Genomic DNA, 20,938 nt, shown 5'->3' with positions numbered 1-20,938 from the left:
CATGAAGAAGGCCGACGACATCCTCGAGCTGGTCTCCGAGTTCAAGGCGCGGGGGACGCCCTTCGCGCTGGCGACCGTGGTGCGCACGGTGTCGCTGACCGCGGCCAAGGCCGGCGCCAAGGCGATCATCACGCCGGACGGGCGCGTGGCGGGTGGCTGGATCGGCGGGGGCTGCGCCCGGGCGGCCGTCCTGGCGGCGGCGCGCGAAGCCCTGGCGGACGGCAAGCCGCGGCTGGTCAGCATCCAGCCCAAGGATCTGTTGGACGAGCAGGGGCTTCAGCCGGGTGAGGTGCGCGAGGGTATCGCCTTCGCCAAGAACATGTGCCCGAGCCGCGGTACCATGGACGTCTTCGTCGAGCCTCTGCTGCCGCGCGCGAGCGTGGTGGTACTGGGGGCCTCGCCGGTGGCGGTGGCGATCGCCGATCTGGCGCGGCGCATCGGCTTCGCCGTGACCGCCGCGGCCCCACCGGCGGACCTCGACGCGTTCGGCGATCTCGACGGCCGTATCGAGGGCTATGGCGTGCCGGCGAAGGTCGAGGGGCCGCGCTACCTGGTGGTGGCGACGCAAGGGCGCGGCGATCTCGCCGCCCTCAAGGCCGCGCTGTCGACCGACAGCGATTACGTCGCCTTCGTCGGCAGCCGCGCCAAGGCCGCCTCGTTGCGGGAGCAGTTGAAGGAAGACGGCCTGGAGGCGACGCGCCTCGATCGCCTGCGGGCGCCGGCCGGCCTCGATCTCGGCGCCATCGGGCCGGAAGAAATCGCACTGTCGGTGGTGGCGGAGATCGTCGAGGTGCGCCGGCGTGGACAGCATGCGGTCGCGCCCGCGGTCAGGGTCGCCGGGCGGTTGTGATCAGGTGCGTGAAGGACACGAAGTAGCGGTCATCGGCGATCCGCTGCCGCTGGTCCTGCTGCCAGGCCTCGACGATGCTGGGGTCCAGCGTCGAGCCCATGGCGGCCTTTCCCACCGTATCGGCCACCCAGCCATAGGCCCGGCCGTCCGAGGTCGCCATCGCTTCCGCGACGACGGCAACGTCCTTGAAGCCGGTCTCGAGCATGAGCCCGCGCATCCGGCGCGCGATCATGCCGTTCATCATGGAATCGGCGAAGGCCCGCGTGACCAGCCTGGTCGCATAGAGATCGCCGTCGAACAGCAGACTGTCCCAGTCCTGGTCCATGATCAGCAGGCGCCCGCCGGGGCGCAGGACCCGGAAGGCTTCCGACAGGGCGGTCTCGGGGCGCTTCAGATGCATATAGACGCGCTCGGCGCGATAGACGTCGATACAGCCGTCGGCCAGCGGGAGAGTGGTGGCATCGGAAACCTGGAACTCCACTTTCGCGCTGGCGGCGAAAGCCCGGGCGCGGGCGAGCGTGACGAACTGCCCGCTGATATCGAAGCCATAGACATGGCCGCCCGGATGAACCAGGACCGACATTTCCCGAGCCGCCGTGCCCGTGCCGCAGCCGATTTCCGCGACGAACGTGCCGGGTTGCAACTCCAACTGGGCATAGGAGCGCTGGCGGCGCGCGACGACGTCGGGCAGGGCCTCGACGCGGTCGAGGAACGCGATGAATTTCTCGGCTTCGCCGGTCGCGTCGACCTCGTCGAAGCGGTTCAGGCCGCTGTAACCGCTCTGCTCGTCGTTCATGTCATCCCCTCGGGGCCGGGAGGAGCTTGCATGGATCGGCCAAGGCTGCGTTGTGACCCCCTCGTTGAGAGATCCCATGACGGATGGTCGCCACGGGAAAAGCTGTCCGACGCTCATGACATTGAAAGAAATCCTAGACGCCTTCAATGCTTATGCGCCGCGGCAGTCCAGGGACGACCGGGCTGCTCCCGAGGGGAAGGGCATGAAGGAACTGTCACCCAGGGGCTGACGCTCCCTGGCACGGCGGGCGCGGCCCTCTAGTCCCTTTGGCCTATCGCCAGGCCGCGTCCTTCAACCTTTGATCGGGGTCGGGTCCGGTTTCGCGTGAAGCTTTTGTGAAATCAGGGGCTTTTCATCTGTCCTTAAACTGGCTTCGAGGCACAGTTCCGGCCAACAACGCCCCTATGCCCTTGGGCGGGCGGCGAAAAAGATCGGCATTCAGCGCGGGTTTCACATGGGTCTGACGGACAGCAGGGACGTCGGGGAGCGGACGGTGGCCAGCATCGATCGGTTCGCCTTGAGAGTGCAGCCGGTCGCGCCGTCGACTCGATGCGCGGATGTCTATGACCGATTCTCTGCCGACGTGGACCTGATCGCCGTTCCGGTGGTCGAGGAGGAGCGGCCCGTCGGGCTGGTCTATCGCGCCGAGTTCGAGCATCGCCTGGCCCATGCCTATGGCCGCGCGCTCTATGAGAAGAAACCGATCGCGACCCTCATGGATCCGGAGCCGCTGGTGGTGGAGCGCGGCATTGCGGTCGAGGCGCTCGGCCATCTGATCGCCTCCGACCGTCCCAGCGCGCTGCTGCGGGGCTTCATCATCACGGGCGAAGGCCGCTATCTGGCGCTCGGCACGGCGCTCTCCTTGCTGCAGGCCTCTCTGGTGCGCAGCGAGCAGCGCTCGCTGGAACTGGAGCAGGCCTACGAGGCGGCCGATTCCGCCAATCGCACCAAATCCGGTTTCCTCGCCAATATGAGCCACGAACTGCGCACGCCGCTCAATGCGATCATCGGCTTCGCCGAATGCATGCAGGACGAGGTGATGGGCCCGTTGCCGGAGCGCTACAAGAGCTATGCCGAAGACATCCTGACCAGCGGTAACCATCTCCTGGGCATGGTCAACGATCTGCTCGACATGGCGAAGATCGAAGCCGGGCGCTACGAGCTGCGCGAGAACCGTCTGCGCGTCGGCGATACCATCGACAGCGCGGTCCGGATCCTGGGCGAGACGGCGTCGCGCAACGGCGTGTCGATCGTCGCCCACCGCGAGGCCGACAATGATCTTCGCCTGAAGGCCGATGAGCGGTCCTTCCGGCAGATGCTGCTCAACCTGCTCTCCAACGCGATCAAGTTCACTGAGGCCGGCGGTTGCATCGAGGTGCGGTCGAGCGTCGCCACCGATGGCGAGCTTCGCGTCGAGGTCACCGACACCGGGATCGGCATGTCGGACGAGCATCAGAAGATCGCGTTGACGCCGTTCGGCCAGGTCTCGGTGAATTTCGACCGTCGCTATCAGGGTACCGGTCTCGGCCTGCCGCTGGTGAAGTCGCTGATCGAGCTCCATGGCGGCCGGCTCGAGATGCAGAGTGCCCTGGGGCAGGGCACCCGGGTGGGGCTCTGTTTTCCGCCGCAGCGGGTCGAGGGCCGGTCCGCCGACCCGCAATCGGCATTGCCGGCAGCGGAATAGGAAACCGCTCCCGCCCTTCAGCCCCGCCGCTGCCGCAGGGCTGCCATGACATCCACTGCCTGTTTTCCTGACGCGCGCGCCGGGCTACGGTGTGCGCCCCCCGATGGGAATTGGGTCAGACTGGGATGACATTCTCGGAAAGGAAGCGCAGGCGGCTGGCCGCCATCCTCGCAGCCGACATTGCTGGCTACGCGCGGCTGATCCGCGCCGACGAGGAAGGAACGCATCGCCGGCTGCAGGCACTTCACAAGCATGTGATCGAACCGGCGATCGCGCTGCATCAGGGACGGCTGGTCCGGACCATGGGTGACGGGCTGCTGATCGAGTTCGCCAGCGCTGTCGTGTCGGTGCGCTGCGCGATCGCAATCCAGAGCGGCGCGGCGGCGCGCAACGCCGACCTGCCGCGGGATCGCCGCATGGATTATCGCATGGGCATCGATCTCGGCGAGGTCATGGCCGAGGGCGACGACCTCTTCGGCGAATGCCTGGCGGTGGCGGCGCGTCTCGAGCGGCTGGCGGAGCCGGGCACCTTGCTGATCTCCGGTGCCGTCCATGAGCAGGCCCGCGGCCGCCTGACCTACGAGTTTGCGGATCTCGGCCTGCGCCAGCTTCGGGATGTCGCGCATCGGGTGCCGGTCTTCCGGGTCGAGATCGCCCGCGGGGCCCGGCCCGTTCCCGGTGAGGAAGAGGAGGGCTACGCGCTTCCCGACAACCCCTCCGTGGCGGTGCTGCCGTTCGTCAATCTCAGCGGCGAGCCCGACCAGGATCATTTTGCCGATGGCCTGACCGAGGACATCATCACCGGGCTCTCCCGGGTCAGCCAGCTCTTCGTCATCGCTCACAGCTCGATGCTGACCTACCGGGACAAGCTGCCGGATGTGCAGAAGATCGGTCGCGAGCTGGGAATCCGCTATCTGCTCGAGGGCAGCGTGCGGCAGGCGGGCAATCGGGTCCGGATCTCCTGCCAGCTGATCGAGGTGGAGACGCGGGCGCATATCTGGAGCGAACGCTATGACCGTCCGCTCACCGATTTCTTCGACCTGCAGGACGAGATCACGCGCAACGTCGTCGCCTCCATCAAGACACAGGTGGTGCTCAAGGAAGGCCAGTTGGCGGAGCGCCGCGCCATTGCCGATCTGGGTCTCTGGGACCTGCTGAAGCGGGCCTGGCGGCGGCTTTACGAAGCGACCCCGGAATCCTTCGCCGAGGCCGAGACCCTGGCGCGGCAGGCGCTCAAGGGCGATCCGGACAGCGCGGTGCCCTATTGGATCCTCTCCAGCGCGATCCTGCATCAGGCCCTCATGGAGGGTGGTGATGATCTGCAGGCCGCGGCGATGCGGGCACAGGAGCTGGCGCGCCACGCGATCACGCTCGACGACAATGACGAGGACGCGCATTCGGCCTTCGGGATCGCTTCCCTCAATCTGGGCCAGCATGAGGAGGCCATCGCGGCCTTCCGGCGCGCGCTCGACATCAATCCCAATTGCTCGTTGGCACTGGGTCTGCTGGGGTCGGGGCTGATCTATTCGGGCCATCCGGACGAAGGCATCGGCTATGCCGAGATGGCGATCCGGTCGAGCCCGCGCGATCCGAACAATTTCTTCCGTTACAGCGATATCGCCGCGGGCCATTTCGCGGCGGGCCGCTACAGCGTCGCGATCGACAATGCGCAGCGCGCGATCCGCCAGAAGCCCGGCTATTTCGAGGGCTATATCGTGGCGGCCGCCTCTCATGCTCTGCTGGGCGATGTCGAGATGGCTCGCGAGATGGCGCGCGACTGCCGCGCCCATCTGCCGGGCATCACCATCGCCAAGGCCTCGGCCAGCTATAGGTTCGCGAATCCCGCCGATCTCGATCGGCTGCAGCAGGGGCTGCGGCTGGCGGGATTTCCCGAGTGAGGCGGGAAAGGATCAGCCGGCTTTGCGCGAAGCGGCGGCGCTGCGCGAACGCAGATGCGGCTTCAGATACTGGCCGGTGTAGCTTTCCTTGACCTGCGCCACCGCTTCCGGCGTCCCGGCCGCCACCAGCTTCCCCCCCTTGTCGCCGCCTTCTGGCCCCAGGTCGATGATCCAGTCCGCCGTCTTGATGACCTCGAGGTTGTGCTCGATCACGACCACGGTGTTGCCCTGCTCGACCAGCCGATGGAGCACTTCCATCAGCTTGCGCACGTCCTCGAAATGCAGGCCCGTGGTGGGCTCGTCGAGGATATAGAGGGTGCGCCCGGTGGCGCGCCGCGCCAGCTCCTTGGCGAGCTTCACGCGCTGCGCCTCGCCGCCCGAAAGCGTCGTGGCGGCCTGGCCGATATGGATATAGCCAAGGCCGACCTGCTGCAGCATCGCCATCTTCTCGCGGATCGACGGCACCGCCTTGAAGAACTCGACGCCGTCATCGACCGTCATGTCGAGCACGTCGGCGATCGACTTGCCCTTGAAGGTGATCTCGAGCGTCTCGCGGTTGTAGCGCTTGCCCTTGCAGGTCTCGCATTGGACATAGACGTCGGGCAGGAAATGCATCTCGATCTTGATCACGCCGTCGCCTTCGCAGGCCTCGCAGCGTCCGCCCTTGACGTTGAAGGAGAAGCGGCCGGGCTTGTAGCCGCGCGCGGTCGCTTCCGGCAATCCGGCGAACCAGTCGCGGATCGGTGTGAAGGCACCGGTATAGGTGGCCGGGTTCGAGCGCGGCGTGCGGCCGATCGGCGACTGGTCGATATCGACCACCTTGTCCAGATGCTCGAGCCCGTCGATCCCGTCATGGTCGCCCGGATGGGTGCGGGCGCCGTTGAGCCGGCGCGCCAGGGCGTTGAACAGCGTCTCGATCACCAGGGTCGACTTGCCGCCGCCGGAAACGCCGGTCACACAGGTGAAGGTGCCGAGCGGGATGTCGACCGTGAGGTTGCGCAGATTGTTGGCGCGCGCGCCGCGGACCCGGATCACCTGCTTCTTGCCGTCGGGGCCCTTGGCGCCGGGGCGGCGATGAGCGGGGATCGGGATTTCCTTCATGCCCGTCAGATATTGCGCGGTGATGCTGTTGGGATTCTTCATCACCTGCTCGGGGGTGCCGAAGGCGACGATCTCGCCGCCATGCCGGCCGGCGCCGGGGCCCATATCGACCAGATAGTCCGCCGCGCGGATCGCATCCTCGTCATGCTCGACCACGATCACCGAATTGCCCAGATCGCGCAGCCGCTTCAGGGTTTCGAGGAGGCGGGCATTATCGCGCTGGTGCAGCCCGATGGAGGGCTCGTCCAGCACATAGAGCACGCCGGTCAGGCCCGAGCCGATCTGCGAGGCCAGGCGGATGCGCTGGCTCTCGCCGCCGGACAGCGTGCCTGAATTGCGGTTGAGGGCGAGATAATCGAGCCCGACCGAGTTCAGGAACCCGAGCCGCTCGTTGATCTCCTTGAGGATGCGCTGCGCAATCTCCCGCTGCTTGGCGGAGAGCTTCTCCGGCAGGCTGCGAAACCAGGCCTCGGCCGGCGCGATCGCCATGCGCGTCACTTCGGAGATGTTGAGCCCGGCGATCTTGACCGCCAGGGCTTCAGGCTTGAGACGGTCGCCCTTGCAGGTCTCGCAGGGGCTGTTGGCCTGGAACCGGCTCAGCTCCTCGCGCACCCAGGCGCTGTCGGTCTCGCGGAAGCGCCGCTCCATGTTCGGGATCACGCCTTCGAACGGCTTGGTGGTCTTGTAGGACCTGACACCGTCGTCATAGGTCATGATCACGGCATCGCCGCCCGATCCGTAGAGGATGACCTTGCGGAACTTCTCCGCCAGGTCCTTCCAGGGCGTGGTGACGCTGAACTTGAAATGCCGGGCGAGGCTGTCGAGGGTCTGGGCGTAATATTGCGAGGTCGAGTGGGCCCAGGGCGCGATGGCGCCCTCGCGCAAGGTCAGGCTCTCGTCGGGCACCACCAGCTCCGGGTCGAAATAAAGCGTGGTCCCGAGCCCGTCGCAGGCCGGGCAGGCGCCAAAAGGATTGTTGAACGAGAACAGCCGCGGCTCGATCTCGTCGATGGTGAAGCCCGAGACCGGGCAGGCGAAGCGGGCGGAGAAGGTCAGCCGCTCGGGCGTCTCGCCCTTCTTGACCGGCTTGGCGTCGGCGAACTCGGCGAAGACCAGCCCGTCGGCGATGGCCAGCGCCGTCTCCAGACTGTCGGCGAGGCGGGTCTGGATGCCGTCGCGCACGACGATACGGTCCACCACCACCTCGATATCATGCTTCAGCTTCTTGTTTAGCGCCGGCACCTCGGCGATCTCGTAGAGCTTGCCGTCCACCTTGACGCGCTGAAAACCGCGCTTCTGGAGATCCTGGATCTCCTTCTTGTATTCGCCCTTGCGGCCCCGGACCATCGGCGCCAGCAGGTAGAGCCGGGTGCCCTCGGGCTGCGCCATGATGCGATCGACCATCTGGCTGACGGTCTGGCTCTCGATCGGCAGGCCGGTCGCGGGCGAGTAGGGGACGCCGACGCGCGCGTAGAGCAGGCGCAGATAGTCGTAGATCTCGGTGACGGTGCCGACGGTCGAGCGCGGGTTGCGCGAGGTGGTCTTCTGCTCGATCGAGATCGCGGGCGAGAGCCCGTCGATCGAATCCACATCCGGCTTCTGCATCAGTTCCAGGAACTGGCGCGCATAGGCGGAGAGCGATTCCACATAACGCCGCTGGCCCTCGGCATAGACCGTGTCGAAGGCGAGCGACGACTTGCCGGAACCCGACAGGCCGGTGAGGACCACCAACTGGTCCCGCGGCAGGTCGAGATCGACATTCTTCAGATTATGCTCGCGGGCGCCACGGATGGAGATCAGCCCGGTGCCAGTGCGGTTGCTCATCGTCGGGTGCGGGAATCGGTTATGTGGGGAAAGAAGCCGGATCATATATAGCGCAGGACGGCGGTAAATCGACCCCTGATCGATTCGCATTCCCGCCCTGCGGCAATGGCCCTCGCCACCGCGGGGGCAAGCCCGTAGCGACCCGGTCCCTGTCCGGTTTCGGCCCTTTGGTGAGCCATCCACAGGGCCTGGAAACGGGGGGATGACGGGCCGCGCCGCCATGCCGTAGAGTCGTCGTTTGGAGCGGGGCCAGGCCCGGCCAAGCCGGCGGCCCACTGGCAAACAAGGAAAAAAGGACGCATTCGGATGGCGGGATCGGTCAACAAAGTAATCCTGGTCGGCAATCTTGGCCGGGATCCGGAAATTCGCTCCACCCAGGACGGTACACGCGTGGCGAACCTCTCGGTCGCAACCTCGGAGAGCTGGCGCGACAAGGCTTCGGGGGAGCGCAAGGAGCGCACCGAGTGGCATCGCGTCGCCATCTTCAACGAGAAGCTGGTCGAGATCGCCGAGAAATACCTGCGCAAAGGCTCCAAGATCTATGTCGAGGGCGCGCTCCAGACCCGGAAATGGACCGATCAGAGCGGCCAGGAGAAATACACGACCGAGGTCGTGCTGCAGCGCTTCCGCGGCGAGTTGACGATGCTCGACGGCCGGGCTGGCGGCGGCGGGGATTCGCCGTCCGACGGCGACGAAATGGGCAGCAGCGGCGGCTATAGCGGCGGCGGGGGCGGGGGTGGCCGTTCCTCGGGCAGCCGGGCACCGGCCGGCGGCGGCGATCTGGACGACGATATTCCGTTTTAAGGGGACGGAATCATCCCGCCGGGTGGCGGGAGGCGGTCATGAAGAGCCGCAAAGACTGAACAGGGGAAACAAGGGAGGCGACTGAAGACCATGGACGGAAAGAAGTTTGCGGAACGTTTGCTGAAGCGTGAATTGAGCCGGCGCGAGATCCAGTCGGGTCTGGCCAAGATGGGCCTCGGCGTGGCGGCGATGACCCTGATGCCGGCGGCGGCCAAGGCGGCCCCGCCCAAGCTGGTGGTCTATGAATGGGCCGGCTATGACGTGCCCGACCTGCACCAGTCCTACATCAAGAAATACGGCGGCAGCCCCGATTTCCCGCTCTTCGCGAGCGAAGAGGAGGCGCTGCAGAAGATCGTCAGCGGCTACCAGGTCGATATCGCCCATCCCTGCAGCTACAACGTGAAGCGTTGGCGCGAGGCGAAGGTGCTGCAGCCGATCGACACCGGCCGGCTCTCGAACTACCCGGACATCTGGCCGAAGTTCAAGGAGATCCCGCAGACCCAGGTGGACGGGAAGACCTGGTTCGTGCCGTTCGACTGCGGCAATTCCTCGATCCTCTATCGCACCGACCTGGTCGATCCCGAGGACGTGAAGGATCCGTCCTGGAGTCTGCTCTTCAACGAGAAGTACAAGGGCCGGCTGGCCATGTACAACACCGATACCACGCTGATCGAGATCGCGGCGCGCGTGCTCGGCATGAAGAACTTCAATTCGCTCTCCGACGAGGAGCTCGAGAAGGTGAAGCCGCTGCTGAAGAAGCAGCGCGAGGTGCTGCGCTTCTACTGGGACGACGTGACCCAGATCGAGCAGGCGCTGGCCTCGGGCGAGCTGGTCGCGGCCTATGCCTGGAACGGCTCGGTCAAGGTGCTGAAGGATCAGGGCCTGCCGGTCGAGTATATGGTGCCGAAGGAAGGCATCCTGACCTGGGTCTGCGGCCTCGTGCGCATGACCGGGTCGACCGCCGACGAGCAGGTCGCCTATGACTTCATCGATTCCATGATCTCGCCGGAATCGGGCGTGTTCCAGATCAGCACGGGCTACGGCCATTCGAACCGCAAGGCCTACGAGATGACGGATCCGAAGGTGCTCGAAGCCCTGGGCTTCGACAATCCCGAGGAGAAGTTCGCCAAGGCTGACGTCTCCGACGAAGCGGACGAGCCCTACCGGTCGAAATACATCGCCCTCGTCAACGACATCAAAGCCGGCGTGAACTGACCTCAAAAACGCGAGAGCGTTTTCGAGGTCACTCCGGCCAAGCGTAGCGCGAGCCGGGGTCCATGCCGCTCCGAGACGCCCTCTGTCGGGGTCCAGGAGACTAGACGACAAGCCCGCGAAACGGCGCCGGAAAGGCCCGTTTCGCGGGCCTTTTCATGCGGTTCCCGGCATTGTTCGCAACTGCAAAATCTGCTACAAAATGAGGCCCGGACTCGGGCCCCAGACCCGTTCACTAACACATTGATTTTTCAGGCAAAAATCCGTTGACCCAAGCGCCCGGTACCGAGCCGCTCGACATCACGCCCGTGACGATCGAAGAGGAGATGAAACGCTCCTATCTCGAATACGCCATGAGCGTCATCGTCAGCCGCGCGCTGCCCGATGTTCGCGACGGCCTGAAGCCGGTTCATCGGCGAATCCTCTATGCGATGAAGGAGGGCGGTTACGACTACAACCGGCCTTTCCGCAAGTCCGCGCGCATCGTCGGCGAGGTCATGGGTAAATATCATCCCCATGGCGACGCGGCGATCTATGACGCGATGGTGCGCATGGCGCAGGACTTTTCCATGCGCCTCATGCTCATCGACTCTCAGGGCAATTTCGGCTCGATGGACGGCGATCCGCCGGCGGCCATGCGATATACCGAGGCGCGCCTGGCGCGCTCGGCCTCGGCCCTGCTCGACGACATCGACAAGGAGACGGTCCCGTTCCAGCCCAACTATGACGGCGCGGAGCTGGAGCCCTCGGTCCTTCCGGCCCGGTTTCCCAACCTTCTGATCAATGGCGCCGGCGGCATCGCCGTCGGCATGGCCACCAACATCCCGCCGCATAATCTGGGCGAGGTGGTGGATGGCTGTATCGCCTATATCGACAATCCGGCGATCGCGATCGAGGACCTGATCCAGCTCATTCCGGGCCCGGATTTCCCGACCGGCGGCGTCATCCTCGGCAAGTCCGGCATTCGCGAGGCCTTCCATCTGGGTCGCGGCTCGATCCCGATCCGCGCGCGCAGCCATATCGAGGAGATCCGCAAGGACCGCGAAGCGATCGTGGTCAACGAGATCCCCTATCAGGTCAACAAATCGCGCCTGCTCGAGCGCATCGCCGAATGCGTCCGCGAGAAGATCATCGAGGGCATCTCGGATCTGCGCGACGAGAGCGATCGCGACGGCGTGCGCGTGGTGATCGAGCTCAAGCGCGACGCCATGGCGGAGGTGGTGCTGAACCAGCTCTATCGCCACACCCCGCTGCAGACCAGCTTCGGCGTGAACATGCTGGCCATCAATGGCGGCCGTCCCGAGTTGATGAATCTGAAGCAGATCATCGCCGCGTTCGTGACCTTCCGCGAGGAAGTGATCACCAAGCGGGCGGTGTTCGATCTGCGCAAGACCCGCGAGCGCGCCCATATCCTGGTCGGGCTCGCGATCGCGGTCGCCAATATCGACGCGGTCATCGACCTGATCCGCAAGGCGCCCGACCCGAACGCCGCGCGCGAGGGCCTGATGGCCCGCGCCTGGCCCGCCCATGACGTGGCGCCGCTGATCAAGCTGATCGACGAGCCGGGGCGGGTCGTGGCCGAGGACGGGACCTACCGCCTCTCGGAAGAGCAGGCCAAGGCTATCCTCGAATTGCGGCTGCAGCGCCTGACCGGCCTCGAGCGCGACAAGATCGCCGAGGAGATCCAGCAGATCGCCACCGCCATCGTCGACCTGCTCGACATCCTGGAATCGCGGGCCCGGCGCTTGACCATCCTGCGCACCGAGCTCCTGGAGATCAAAGAGCAGTTCGCCACGCCCCGGCGCACCACGCTGGAGGAGCTCGAGTTCGAGCAGGATGTCGAGGACCTGATCCAGCGCGAGGACATGGTCGTCACCGTCACCCATGGCGGCTACATCAAGCGGGTGCCGCTCTCGGCCTTCCGCGCGCAAAGGCGCGGCGGCAAGGGGCGCGCGGCCATGGCGACGCGCGACGAGGATTTCGTCACCCAGCTCTTCGTCGCCGACACCCACACGCCGATGCTGCTCTTCTCGACGCGCGGCATGGTCTACAAGACCAAGGTCTATAAGCTGCCGCTGGGCACGCCCCAGGCGCGCGGCCGGGCCCTGGTCAATCTGCTGCCGCTCGAGGAAGGCGAGACCATCTCGACGGTCATGCCGCTGCCCGAGGACGAGACGCGCTGGAGCGACATGTTCGTCATGTTCGCCACCTCCAGCGGGAATATCCGGCGCAACCGCCTGTCCGATTTCACCAGCGTCATGGCCAACGGCAAGATCGCCATGAAGCTCGAGGAGAAGGGCGAGCAGCTGATCGGCGTTCAGACCTGCGCCGAGACGGACGATGTGCTGCTGGCGGCGCGCGGCGGACGCTCGATCCGCTTCGCCGTCGCCGATGTGCGCGTCTTTTCCAGCCGGACCTCGACAGGCGTGCGCGGCATCTCGCTGGGCGAGGGCGACCGCGTCGTCTCGATGTCGATCCTGGGGCATGTCGAGGCCGACACCGCCGAACGCGACGCCTACCTGCGCTGGTCCAATGCGCGCCGACGCCAGCCGGGCGAGGAGCCCGACACGGGCGCTCCGGAGCCGGCGCTGCCCGAAGACGCGGACGCGGCACCGGGGGCGACCGAGGCGATCGAGCTTTCGTCCGAGCGCTTGCAGGAGATGGAAGCGGCCGAGGAGTTCATCCTCACCATCACCGAGAAGGGCTATGGCAAGCGCAGCTCGGCCTACGAGTACCGGATCACCGGCCGGGGCGGTAAGGGCATCGTCAATATCGCCACCAACGACCGCAACGGGCCGGTGGCGGCCACCTTCCCGGTGGGCCATGGCGACCAGATCATGCTGGTGACCGACCGCGGCCAGCTGATCCGGTGCCCGGTGGCGGATATCCGCATCGCTGGGCGCAACACCCAGGGTGTGATCGTGTTCAAGGTGGTCGAGGGCGAGCGGGTCGTCTCGGTCACGCGGCTGGGGGAGCTGGGCGAGACGCCGGAGGGCGGCGCCGAGGTTGCCGGTGCCAATGGGGCGGACGAGCCGGCGTCGGGAAGCGACGGGACGGGGGATGCCGAGGCCGGGGAAACCGGTCCGGCGGTCGAGGAATAGCGGCCGGCTCAAAACGACGGGCCGCACAGGGGAGAGCGGGCGATGCCCATGACGAGGGTTGCAGTCTATCCGGGCACGTTCGACCCGATCACCAATGGCCATCTCGACATCATCCGGCGCGCGGCGCGGCTGTGCGACAGGCTGGTGATCGGCGTCTCGGTCAATGCCGGCAAGGGACCGCTGCTGTCGCTGGCGGACCGGGTCCGGCTGGTGAAGGCCGAGCTCAAGGCCGCGGACAGCGGCGTGCCGCCCCATGTCGAGGTGGTGCCCTTCGACTGCCTGCTGATGGAGTTCGCCGAACAGGTGGGGGCGGGCTCGATCATCCGCGGTCTGCGCGCCGTGTCGGATTTCGAGTACGAGTTCCAGATGGCGGGCATGAACGCCCGCCTCAACCCCGACATCGAGACCGTGTTCCTGATGGCCTCGGACCGGCACCAGTTCATCTCCTCGCGCTTCGTCAAGGAGATCGGGCGCTTCGGCGGCGATATCCGCCATTTCGTGAGCCCGCGCGTGGCCGATTACCTCGAGAAGGAACTGGGCTTCGGCAACGGCAAGAAGAAAAAGGGCAAGGTCGGCGCGGCCGCGGCCCCCAAAAAAGCTCGAAAACCCAAGTAATCCCGCGCCTCGGCGCGGGTTCGTCGGGGCGGGCCCAAGGGCGTCGAACGGCACCCTTGCAATCCCGGTTCGCCTTGCGCTACATGGCGCCGCCGCAATGGCGCCTTCGGTGAGCCCGTAGCTCAGGGGTAGAGCATCTGACTTTTAATCAGAGGGTCATGGGTTCAAATCCCATCGGGCTCACCAACATTCCAAAATCGGCTCAGGAATTTCGCGTTGGCGCCGCTCCCGGCAAATACCGGCGCAGCTCCTCGATATAGGGTTCGCCGAAATTGGTGCCCGGCACGCGGTCATAGCAGAACAGTCCGACCACGCGCTTGCGATCGCCCTTCACCGGGCTGACGCGGTGAAGCGTGTAATCCCCTTGGAAGACATTCAGGTCGCCGACGGACAGCTTGACGCTGCGCATGCCGTCGCGATTGCCGTCGAACACCGCCGCCACGGCGTCATAGTTCTCGTCCTTGTCGGTCCGGAGGTTGGGCACGTACTCGAACAGGCCACCCTGCTCGGGTTCCTTCAAGACCACCGAGAACACGACGTCATTGCCATCGAAGTGCCAGCCGTCGGTATCGCCGTCGCCCGCGACCTTCGCGGAGAGCGCCAGATGCGGACATTCGCTCCGGTAGAATGTCTCATAGCCCATCAATTGGCGCAGGAACTCCCGCAGCGGTTCCCAGCAGTAAAGCCGGCGAAGCGGGGAGTTGTTGGGGATCTGGTGGTTCAGCACCTGATGATAGCGGAACAGGTGTTTCACGGTGCGCGGATGGCCGGCCGGCCAGCTCTTGCCGTCGCTGTCGTAGCTGGCCCTGTCCGTGCCGTGCCTGCAGGCCACCGGCACCCGCGCCTCGATCTCGGCCGCCATGAACGAGGCGGCCTCGGGCCGCACGAAGCCGGGCAAGGAAAACAATGCGTCGTGCTCGAGTGTGGCCCGGCCTTCACGAAGCAGGGCGTCGACAGCCTCGCTGCCGGGCTGGTGCAGCGGGTAGCGATCGAGATCGACGATTTCCGGAATCGTATTGAACCGCGTCGCCCGGCCACCGTCGCCAGCACGGAGCAGAGGGTCGACGGCCGCGCTCTCCGGCTGACGCGGCGGGTGCCGGTCGGGAGTCGCGATTTTCGAGCTCGTATCCAACGCCATCCTCCGGCCCTCCAACCCCATGTCGCCGCCTCGAAAGCAGCCGGAATTGTAGGCTGGCGTCGAGCCTTCGCCAATGCCGGCGAGCCGGGCTTTGGCCCTCGGCCATGGCGGCGGGAACGGGCAATCGATTGGGGCGCGCCGATGACGCCTTCCGTTGCCGCCGCGGCTCGGGCAAAGTCGGCGGGCCGGAGTCCCCCTGGCTTTTGGCTTCCGGCCGGCGCCGGAACCTTCATCATGAGAAAGGTCGTGACGATGCGATTCCCGATGGTCCTTCTGGCCGCGGCCTTGCTCGCGGGCTGCACGAGTCAGGGCGCGACGGGCCCTCAGTCGGGGCCGCTCCCCACCGGCCAGGTGACCTATTGGGACCTGTTGCGGACGCAGTTCGAGGATCACCTGAAGACGGACCGCTTCGCCAAGATCCCGTCGGACCTCCGCCATAAGATCGCGACCTGCATGGCCAACGATGTCGTGGACAATGTGACGCCAGCCCAGTTGGCCCATCTGGACGCCGTGGCCGCCGGCACGGAGACGCCGGATCCCGACCTGCAATCCAAGCTCGACACGCAGGTGACGGCGAGCATCGAGAAGCTCGACAGTGGCGATCTGGAGCTGCTCAAGCCCTACTGCCCCGACGATGTCGCGAGCTACTACAAGGCCGCCGGCCAATAGCGGCCTGCCGGCCGCTTCTCAGTTCAGCGGCGCGATCAGCTCGGGACCGTTCCTCTTCCTGTCGTTGACCTGGCTGCTCACGCGGAAGGCCCGCATCTTCGCTGCCGGATAGGGCCGCAGCATGTCGCGGGCGGCCTGCGTCGACCCGGCATCCAGCCAGCGGCTCCAGTGCTGCGGGGCGACGATGACGGGCATCTGGGGCATGATCGGCGACGTCAGGTCGTTCGCCTCGGTCATGACGATCGCGAACGTCGTTACATTGGAGCGGCTGCGCGGATCGACCCAGGTCTCCCACAGGCCGGCCATGGCGAAAGGCGAGCCGTCGGCCATATCGATCAGGTAGGGCTGGCTGCAGCCTTCAGGGGCAGAGCGCCAGCCATAGAAGCCGCCGCAGGGAACCAGGCATCGTCGCCCTCGAAACGCGTTCTCGAAGCTCGGTCCGGCGGCGGCCTCCGCCGATACCAGGGTCAGCGACTTTCTGGAGCGCCCCTCGAAATGAAAAGGAATGAGCCCCCAACGCGACATCGAGCCGTAGCGCTGGTCGCCATCCAGGCGGAGGATCAGGCAGGTCTGCGACGGGGCGATGTTGTAGTGGGGTCGGTATCTCGCGGGCATCCGGCTGCCCGCGAGCAAATAGAACCTCGCGACTTCATCACGGGTCAGACGTTGCACGAAGCGGCTGAGCATGGAGTCCCTTGGCGAGTCTCGCTGAAGGAAATCTGCGCCCCGCGCGATGGGCTTACGGGACCACGTCTTCCGGCAGGCTGAAGACCGCGGTTGCCGGGGGACCCGATCGAGCGCAGTCCCCGGGTGGAAATCCGGCGCGGTCGTCTATGGGAGAATTGTCTGAGGAGCTTCAGCTCTCTAACGAGACCTCTTCCGCACGCCGAAGCGCGGAGCCGTTCCATTTGGCGCTATGACGCCGATCCGAGGGCCGACGTTTTTCTCGACCGGCGAGAAACATGCGAATGCTATTCCCGTCGGCAAAGTCTGCCTTGATGCAGGTCAAGCCTGGGCCGCAAGGGTCCGCTCGCAGAGGCGCCGCTGCTGTGGGATGCAATCGAAATTGAGTCGCAGGCGCGACCTCATGCCGGGCGATCGCCCGTCGCCGCCGACCGCCCGTCGTGATGAGCGGGCTGCTTAGCGGCTCTCGTGATGCGGCACATCGATCAGGCGCCGCGTGCCGGCTTCCACATCGTAGATATGGAAGGTGTTCATGTTGCGCCCATAGAGATGAAGGCTGATGCAGGCCTCGCGAACCTTGGCGACGCCCGTCATGTGGATATGGTCCGGGTTGGGCACGAAGCTCGAGACCGAGCCGGGATTCAACAGGATGACGCCGCCGCGCTTGAGACGGATGTTGCTGTCGGCGGTGATGTCGCCTGACGCGGACATGTAGCTGCGCTCTTCCAGCACACCCTTGACGATCCCGACGACGCCCCAGCAGCCATGGTCATGCACCGGCGTCCATTGCCCCGGCAGCCAGACCAGCGCGAAGAGCGAGAGGTTGCCGCTGGGCGCGATATGGATCGCGTTGCGGGCGTAGTGCTGTTCCTCGCTGCGCTTATGATCGTCGGACAGGAACTGGTCGGCCTGCGCGGACAGGGCCTGCATCAGGGGCGCGATCATCGTCACCCGGTCGGCGGCCTTCTCCTTGGCAGCGATGATGGATTCGCATTTCGTGACGAACTCCGACAAGGACGGATGCATCCTCGGCTCTCCCCCGGCTCGTTGCACAACACCCCGCGGGCGACACGATGCCCGCCGCTGCGTGCCAGGTCCAGACCTTGATTGGCGCGTCCGAAGGCGCTCCCGCGAGTGCCCTCACCAGGGCAGAAGGCCATACTCGCGGATCAGGCGCTCATACTCGTCGCGGCTCTCGGCCTTGACCGCCGGATCGCGGCTGATCTGGGCAATTCCCGATCCCCGATGCACCAGCCGCCGGACCAGGGGCAGGGTCAGGCTGTGCCGGGCCAGTTCGACCTTGCGGAGGCTGTGTTTCAGCAATGTCGCAATCTCGGGCCGGTCACGTTCGATCGACACGGCGTCCCGCGGCGCTCCGTCTTCGACCAGATGGCAGCGCGAGATATCCAACCGTCCGAGCCGCCCCAGCCAGTCATTGTCCAGGTGCCAGCGATAGCTTTCGTTGAACGTCCCCACGGCATCCCAGGTTGCGCGCGGCATCAGCCAGCCGGACATGGTGGGAAAGTCCCTCAGCCGCAGCGGCCGGTCCGTCTCGTCCATCTCGAGCTGGTTGCAGGAGGCGAAGCCGTAGGATTTGAGCTTCAGGGCCGCGAACGCCGTTTCGAGAAAATGCGGATCCCAGATATCGTCGTCTTCGAGAAAGGAGACGAAGTCTCCGTCGATGTGACCCACTGCGGCATTGAGAGCGGCGGCCTGGGTCCTGCCGGCACTTTCGACGAACGTAATGTCGTCCCGATTGGCGAGAGCGGGCGGGACTTTCTTGCCGCGATCGACCCCGACGACGATCCGGATCTCGGCCCGAGCGGCGAGCGTCTGAGAGCGGATCGACTGGATCGCAGCCTCGACCAGCAGTGCGCCGTTGGCCTGAGGCCGGGTCGAAGGAGCCAGGCGCGAGGCGATCAGCACCGACAGCGATTGCAAGCCTCAGGTCCTTTGTATCACACGGGTCAGGCCGGAGCCGCCCTGGAATCCAACGCGGCGCGGATCTCGGCCGCCAGATGCTGGCGGCTATAGGGTTTCTGCAAGAGTCGGATGCCGTTTGCGTCGCACGCCTTCGGCAAGACATGGTCCTCGCTGTAACCCGAGGTGAAGAGGGCCCGCAGGTTCGGGCGCTTTCGACGCATTTCCTCCAGGATCTGCGGCCCCAGCATCCCGCCCGGCAGCATCACGTCGGTGAACAGCAGGTCGAAGGATGTGCCGGCGTCAAGGATCGCCAAGGCCGCAGCGCCGTCGTGGGCTTCCAGCACGCTGTAGCCCAGGCCCTGGAGCTGCTCGACCACGAACGCGAGCACCAGCGCGTCGTCCTCGACCACAAGGATGGTTTCCTTTCCGCCGACGATCTGTGCCGCCGGCGGAGGCGGCTCCGCCGCCACGGCGCCGACCGAGCGCGGCAGATAGAGTTTGACCGAGGTGCCGAGACCGGCCTCGCTGTAGATATCGAGATGGCCTCCGGACTGTTTCAGGAAGCCGTAGACCATGCTCAAGCCGAGGCCTGAGCCCTTGCCGACCTCCTTGGTCGTGAAGAAAGGTTGGACGGCTTGCGCCAGCACGTCGGGGGACATCCCGACACCGGTATCGCTGACCGACAGCATGAGGTAGGCGCCCGGCTTGAGCTCGGAATCCCGTGCCGTGTGGGTGGTATCGAAGACCCTGTTGGCGGTCTCGAACGTCAGCGTGCCCCCGTCGGGCATGGCGTCGCGCGCGTTGAGAGCCAGATTGAGCAGGCAATCCTCGAGCTGGCCCGGATCGGCGAACGCGGTCCACAGTTCCGGCGCGAGCTTCAGCTCGATCGCGATTCGGGCGCTCAAGGTGGGCCGCAGCATCTCGCTCATCCGCGTGACCACCTCGTTGAGGTCGATCTGGTGCGGATCCAATGTCTGCTGGCGCGAGAACGCCACCATCCTGTGCACGAGTTCGGCGCCGCGCTCGCCGGCCTGGAGCGCACTCGCCGCGAGGCGGGAAACCCTCTCACTATCCTTCGGATCGCTCTGGATGAGGTCGAGGTTGCCGATGACCACCGTGAGCAGATTGTTGAAATCATGGGCGATGCCGCCGGCAAGCTGACCGACCACCTCGAGCCTCTGGATGCGACGCAGCTTCTCCTCGAAACCGCGGCGCTCGTCGATGTCGACCAGGACGCCGATATGGCCGAGATAGGCGCCGTCGGCGGCGAAGCGCGGCACCAAGGTATCCAGGAACCAGCGATAGTTTCCGTCCTTGTCTCGCAGCCGGTATTCGTCCGTCGCGTGGCAGTGCTGCGCCAGGATGGTCCGCTCGACTTCACCGGATCGGGCGCGATCGTCCGGATGGATGGAGTCCACGAACCCATGGCCCAGTTCGTCCGCGACAGGCCGCCCCGTGTAACTCGACCATTGCTTGTTCAGGAATATGCATTTGCCGCTCGGGTCGCTCATCCAGACCAGGGCCGGTATGCTGTCGGCAATGTTGCGGAAACGGTCTTCGCTTTCCCGAAGCGCTGCCTCCATTTGCTTCAGCTCGGTGATGTCCAGTCCGATCGAAACGACGTATTTGGCCTTTCCGGCCGCATCGTGAAGGGGCGCGCGCGAGGTCAGCCAGGCGGTGGTGAATCCCCGGGGGTCGCGATAGTCGGTGCGGTGGAACGCGTGCTTCTGTCCGCTCTCGATGACCTGGCGATCGGCCTCGAGGACGTGACGGACATAGCCGGCATCGTAGACCTGGTCGAGCGTCCGGCCCGGGAACCATTCGACGGGCCGATGGTGAAAGGCGGCCAAGGTCGCGTTGGCGAACACATAGCGGCCGTGGATGTCGCGCACGGAGATGGTCGCGGGCATGGAATCGATGATTTCCCGCAGCAGCGCGCGGCTGTCCGCGAGTGCCGTCTCCATGGCCTTCTGCTCCGTGACATCCTGGATCGTGCCCATGATGTAACGGAGTTTGCCGTCGTCCGAGACGACGCCTTCGACCATCTCGTTGATGTTTCTGATTTCGCCGTTGGGCCGGACGATGCGGTAGCTGTTGTCGTAATATCGGGGTTTGGCGCCCGGCGCCTGCAGCGACGTCAGTTCCTTCAGATAGTCGGCAGCCAATCGCAGGCAGGTTGCACGGTCGTCGGGATGGACGAAGTGACGGATGAAGTCCTCGTCGCTCTCGTCGAGCTCCTCGCTCGGCCGCCCCAGGATCTCCGCGGCGGCAGCGCCATAGCGGGTCGCGGCCTTGAAGCTGCCATCGGGCTGGATCGTCACCGTTGTAATCCAATGACCGAGCTTGGCCATGTTCTGCGCACGGCGCAGGAACATTTCGCTTTCGCGGATCAGGGCCTCGGCCGGATTGGCGTTACTGGAATCCATATCGTTTGCTTTCAGGCTTCGTCGACCCGTAAGGCAGAGGCTATCGGCCGAAAGTTACCGAATTGACTAGCGGAATCCCCCGTCAGGGGCGGCGCTCCTCCCGTGGGCAATTCCTGCTTCTCCGGGCGTGAAAACGGGCCCCTGGCCCCGCGACCAGCCGGATGGCCATGAAGGGGCCCGGCGCCGGGGGAGTGGCGCCGGGTGCCCAGGGCG

At 65.7% G+C, this 20,938-nt stretch carries 15 protein-coding genes and 1 tRNA gene; 9 read left to right on the top strand and 7 right to left on the bottom strand.

Annotated elements, in window-relative coordinates; genetic code table 11:
- Position 1 precedes the first annotated feature (1 nt).
- Positions 2–850 (top strand): XdhC family protein, encoded by an 849-nt coding sequence (locus FRZ44_RS13170; protein WP_151177627.1) that lies wholly within the window; start codon positions 2–4, stop codon positions 848–850.
- Here FRZ44_RS13170 and FRZ44_RS13165 read toward each other — a convergent pair.
- Positions 828–1,646, bottom strand: coding sequence for a methyltransferase domain-containing protein (locus FRZ44_RS13165; protein ID WP_191908573.1), 819 nt, complete (start codon positions 1,644–1,646; stop codon positions 828–830). The genes FRZ44_RS13170 and FRZ44_RS13165 overlap by 23 nt on opposite strands.
- A gap of 493 nt (positions 1,647–2,139) precedes the next feature.
- Here FRZ44_RS13165 and FRZ44_RS13160 point away from each other — a divergent pair, with 493 nt between their 5' ends.
- Together FRZ44_RS13160 and FRZ44_RS13155 are read left to right on the top strand one after the other, a co-directional pair.
- A complete protein-coding gene (locus FRZ44_RS13160) occupies positions 2,140–3,330 on the top strand; it encodes an ATP-binding protein (RefSeq protein ID WP_191908572.1) in 1,191 nt (396 codons plus the stop codon).
- A gap of 125 nt (positions 3,331–3,455) precedes the next feature.
- Positions 3,456–5,228, top strand: coding sequence for an adenylate/guanylate cyclase domain-containing protein (locus FRZ44_RS13155; protein ID WP_151177624.1), 1,773 nt, complete (start codon positions 3,456–3,458; stop codon positions 5,226–5,228).
- 12 nt (positions 5,229–5,240) lie between these two features.
- Here FRZ44_RS13155 and uvrA read toward each other — a convergent pair whose 3' ends face one another.
- Positions 5,241–8,153: an excinuclease ABC subunit UvrA gene (gene uvrA / locus FRZ44_RS13150; protein WP_151177623.1), complete on the bottom strand. Its 2,913-nt coding sequence runs from the start codon at positions 8,151–8,153 to the stop codon at positions 5,241–5,243.
- 306 nt (positions 8,154–8,459) lie between these two features.
- On the opposite strand from uvrA, the gene ssb reads away from it, so the two are divergent.
- The 5 genes from ssb to FRZ44_RS13125 all read left to right on the top strand — a co-directional run bounded on the left by ssb (position 8,460) and on the right by FRZ44_RS13125 (position 14,071).
- The gene (ssb, locus tag FRZ44_RS13145) at positions 8,460–8,957 is read left to right on the top strand and encodes a single-stranded DNA-binding protein (RefSeq protein ID WP_151177622.1); all 498 of its coding nucleotides are present in this window, start codon (positions 8,460–8,462) and stop codon (positions 8,955–8,957) included.
- 90 nt (positions 8,958–9,047) lie between these two features.
- Entirely contained in the window at positions 9,048–10,172 is a 1,125-nt protein-coding gene (locus FRZ44_RS13140; protein ID WP_151177621.1) for an ABC transporter substrate-binding protein, read from the top strand.
- 323 nt (positions 10,173–10,495) lie between these two features.
- Positions 10,496–13,270, top strand: a complete 2,775-nt coding sequence (gyrA, locus tag FRZ44_RS13135; RefSeq protein ID WP_151180278.1) for a DNA gyrase subunit A — start codon at positions 10,496–10,498, stop codon at positions 13,268–13,270.
- Between the two features lie 42 nt (positions 13,271–13,312).
- On the top strand, positions 13,313–13,885 hold the full coding sequence (gene coaD, locus FRZ44_RS13130; protein ID WP_151177620.1) for a pantetheine-phosphate adenylyltransferase: 573 nt from the start codon (positions 13,313–13,315) through the stop codon (positions 13,883–13,885).
- A 111-nt stretch (positions 13,886–13,996) separates the two neighbouring features.
- Positions 13,997–14,071: transfer RNA gene (locus tag FRZ44_RS13125), tRNA-Lys, on the top strand.
- A 16-nt stretch (positions 14,072–14,087) separates the two neighbouring features.
- Here the strand turns inward: FRZ44_RS13125 and FRZ44_RS13120 are convergent.
- Positions 14,088–15,023, bottom strand: coding sequence for a HalD/BesD family halogenase (locus FRZ44_RS13120; RefSeq protein ID WP_151177619.1), 936 nt, complete (start codon positions 15,021–15,023; stop codon positions 14,088–14,090).
- A gap of 234 nt (positions 15,024–15,257) precedes the next feature.
- On the opposite strand from FRZ44_RS13120, the gene FRZ44_RS13115 reads away from it, so the two are divergent.
- Complete coding sequence (locus FRZ44_RS13115) at positions 15,258–15,692, top strand: hypothetical protein (RefSeq protein WP_151177618.1); 435 nt, start codon at positions 15,258–15,260, stop codon at positions 15,690–15,692.
- Positions 15,693–15,710: 18 nt separating this feature from the next.
- On the opposite strand, the gene FRZ44_RS13110 is transcribed toward FRZ44_RS13115, so the two are convergent.
- From FRZ44_RS13110 to FRZ44_RS13095, 4 genes are all read right to left on the bottom strand, one after another.
- Positions 15,711–16,379 carry an SOS response-associated peptidase gene (locus FRZ44_RS13110; protein WP_151177617.1) on the bottom strand — a complete coding sequence of 223 codons (669 nt, stop codon included), beginning with the start codon at positions 16,377–16,379 and terminating at the stop codon, positions 15,711–15,713.
- 453 nt (positions 16,380–16,832) lie between these two features.
- The gene (locus FRZ44_RS13105) at positions 16,833–17,402 is read right to left on the bottom strand and encodes a cysteine dioxygenase family protein (protein WP_151177616.1); all 570 of its coding nucleotides are present in this window, start codon (positions 17,400–17,402) and stop codon (positions 16,833–16,835) included.
- A 114-nt stretch (positions 17,403–17,516) separates the two neighbouring features.
- Positions 17,517–18,317, bottom strand: coding sequence for a glycosyltransferase family 2 protein (locus FRZ44_RS13100; protein ID WP_151177615.1), 801 nt, complete (start codon positions 18,315–18,317; stop codon positions 17,517–17,519).
- A gap of 26 nt (positions 18,318–18,343) precedes the next feature.
- Positions 18,344–20,725: a PAS domain S-box protein gene (locus tag FRZ44_RS13095; protein WP_151177614.1), complete on the bottom strand. Its 2,382-nt coding sequence runs from the start codon at positions 20,723–20,725 to the stop codon at positions 18,344–18,346.
- Positions 20,726–20,938 lie beyond the last annotated feature (213 nt).

Source organism: Hypericibacter terrae, from assembly GCF_008728855.1.
GTDB lineage: Bacteria > Pseudomonadota > Alphaproteobacteria > Dongiales > Dongiaceae > Hypericibacter > Hypericibacter terrae.
Note: the sequence above shows the minus strand (reverse complement) of the source record. Positions and strands in the feature narration are given on the sequence as shown.

Bases quoted from the DNA above. Each gene is read 5' to 3' on its own strand.
- FRZ44_RS13115 (WP_151177618.1), top strand. From the start codon at position 15,258: ATGAGAAAGGTCGTGACGATGCGATTCCCGATGGTCCTTCTGGCCGCG.
- FRZ44_RS13105 (WP_151177616.1), bottom strand. From the start codon at position 17,402: ATGCATCCGTCCTTGTCGGAGTTCGTCACGAAATGCGAATCCATCATC.
- uvrA (WP_151177623.1), bottom strand. From the start codon at position 8,153: ATGAGCAACCGCACTGGCACCGGGCTGATCTCCATCCGTGGCGCCCGC.
- FRZ44_RS13165 (WP_191908573.1), bottom strand. From the start codon at position 1,646: ATGAACGACGAGCAGAGCGGTTACAGCGGCCTGAACCGCTTCGACGAG.
- FRZ44_RS13120 (WP_151177619.1), bottom strand. From the start codon at position 15,023: ATGGCGTTGGATACGAGCTCGAAAATCGCGACTCCCGACCGGCACCCG.
- ssb (WP_151177622.1), top strand. From the start codon at position 8,460: ATGGCGGGATCGGTCAACAAAGTAATCCTGGTCGGCAATCTTGGCCGG.
- gyrA (WP_151180278.1), top strand. From the start codon at position 10,496: ATGAAACGCTCCTATCTCGAATACGCCATGAGCGTCATCGTCAGCCGC.
- coaD (WP_151177620.1), top strand. From the start codon at position 13,313: ATGCCCATGACGAGGGTTGCAGTCTATCCGGGCACGTTCGACCCGATC.
- FRZ44_RS13110 (WP_151177617.1), bottom strand. From the start codon at position 16,379: ATGCTCAGCCGCTTCGTGCAACGTCTGACCCGTGATGAAGTCGCGAGG.
- FRZ44_RS13155 (WP_151177624.1), top strand. From the start codon at position 3,456: ATGACATTCTCGGAAAGGAAGCGCAGGCGGCTGGCCGCCATCCTCGCA.
- FRZ44_RS13170 (WP_151177627.1), top strand. From the start codon at position 2: ATGAAGAAGGCCGACGACATCCTCGAGCTGGTCTCCGAGTTCAAGGCG.
- FRZ44_RS13140 (WP_151177621.1), top strand. From the start codon at position 9,048: ATGGACGGAAAGAAGTTTGCGGAACGTTTGCTGAAGCGTGAATTGAGC.
- FRZ44_RS13095 (WP_151177614.1), bottom strand. From the start codon at position 20,725: ATGGATTCCAGTAACGCCAATCCGGCCGAGGCCCTGATCCGCGAAAGC.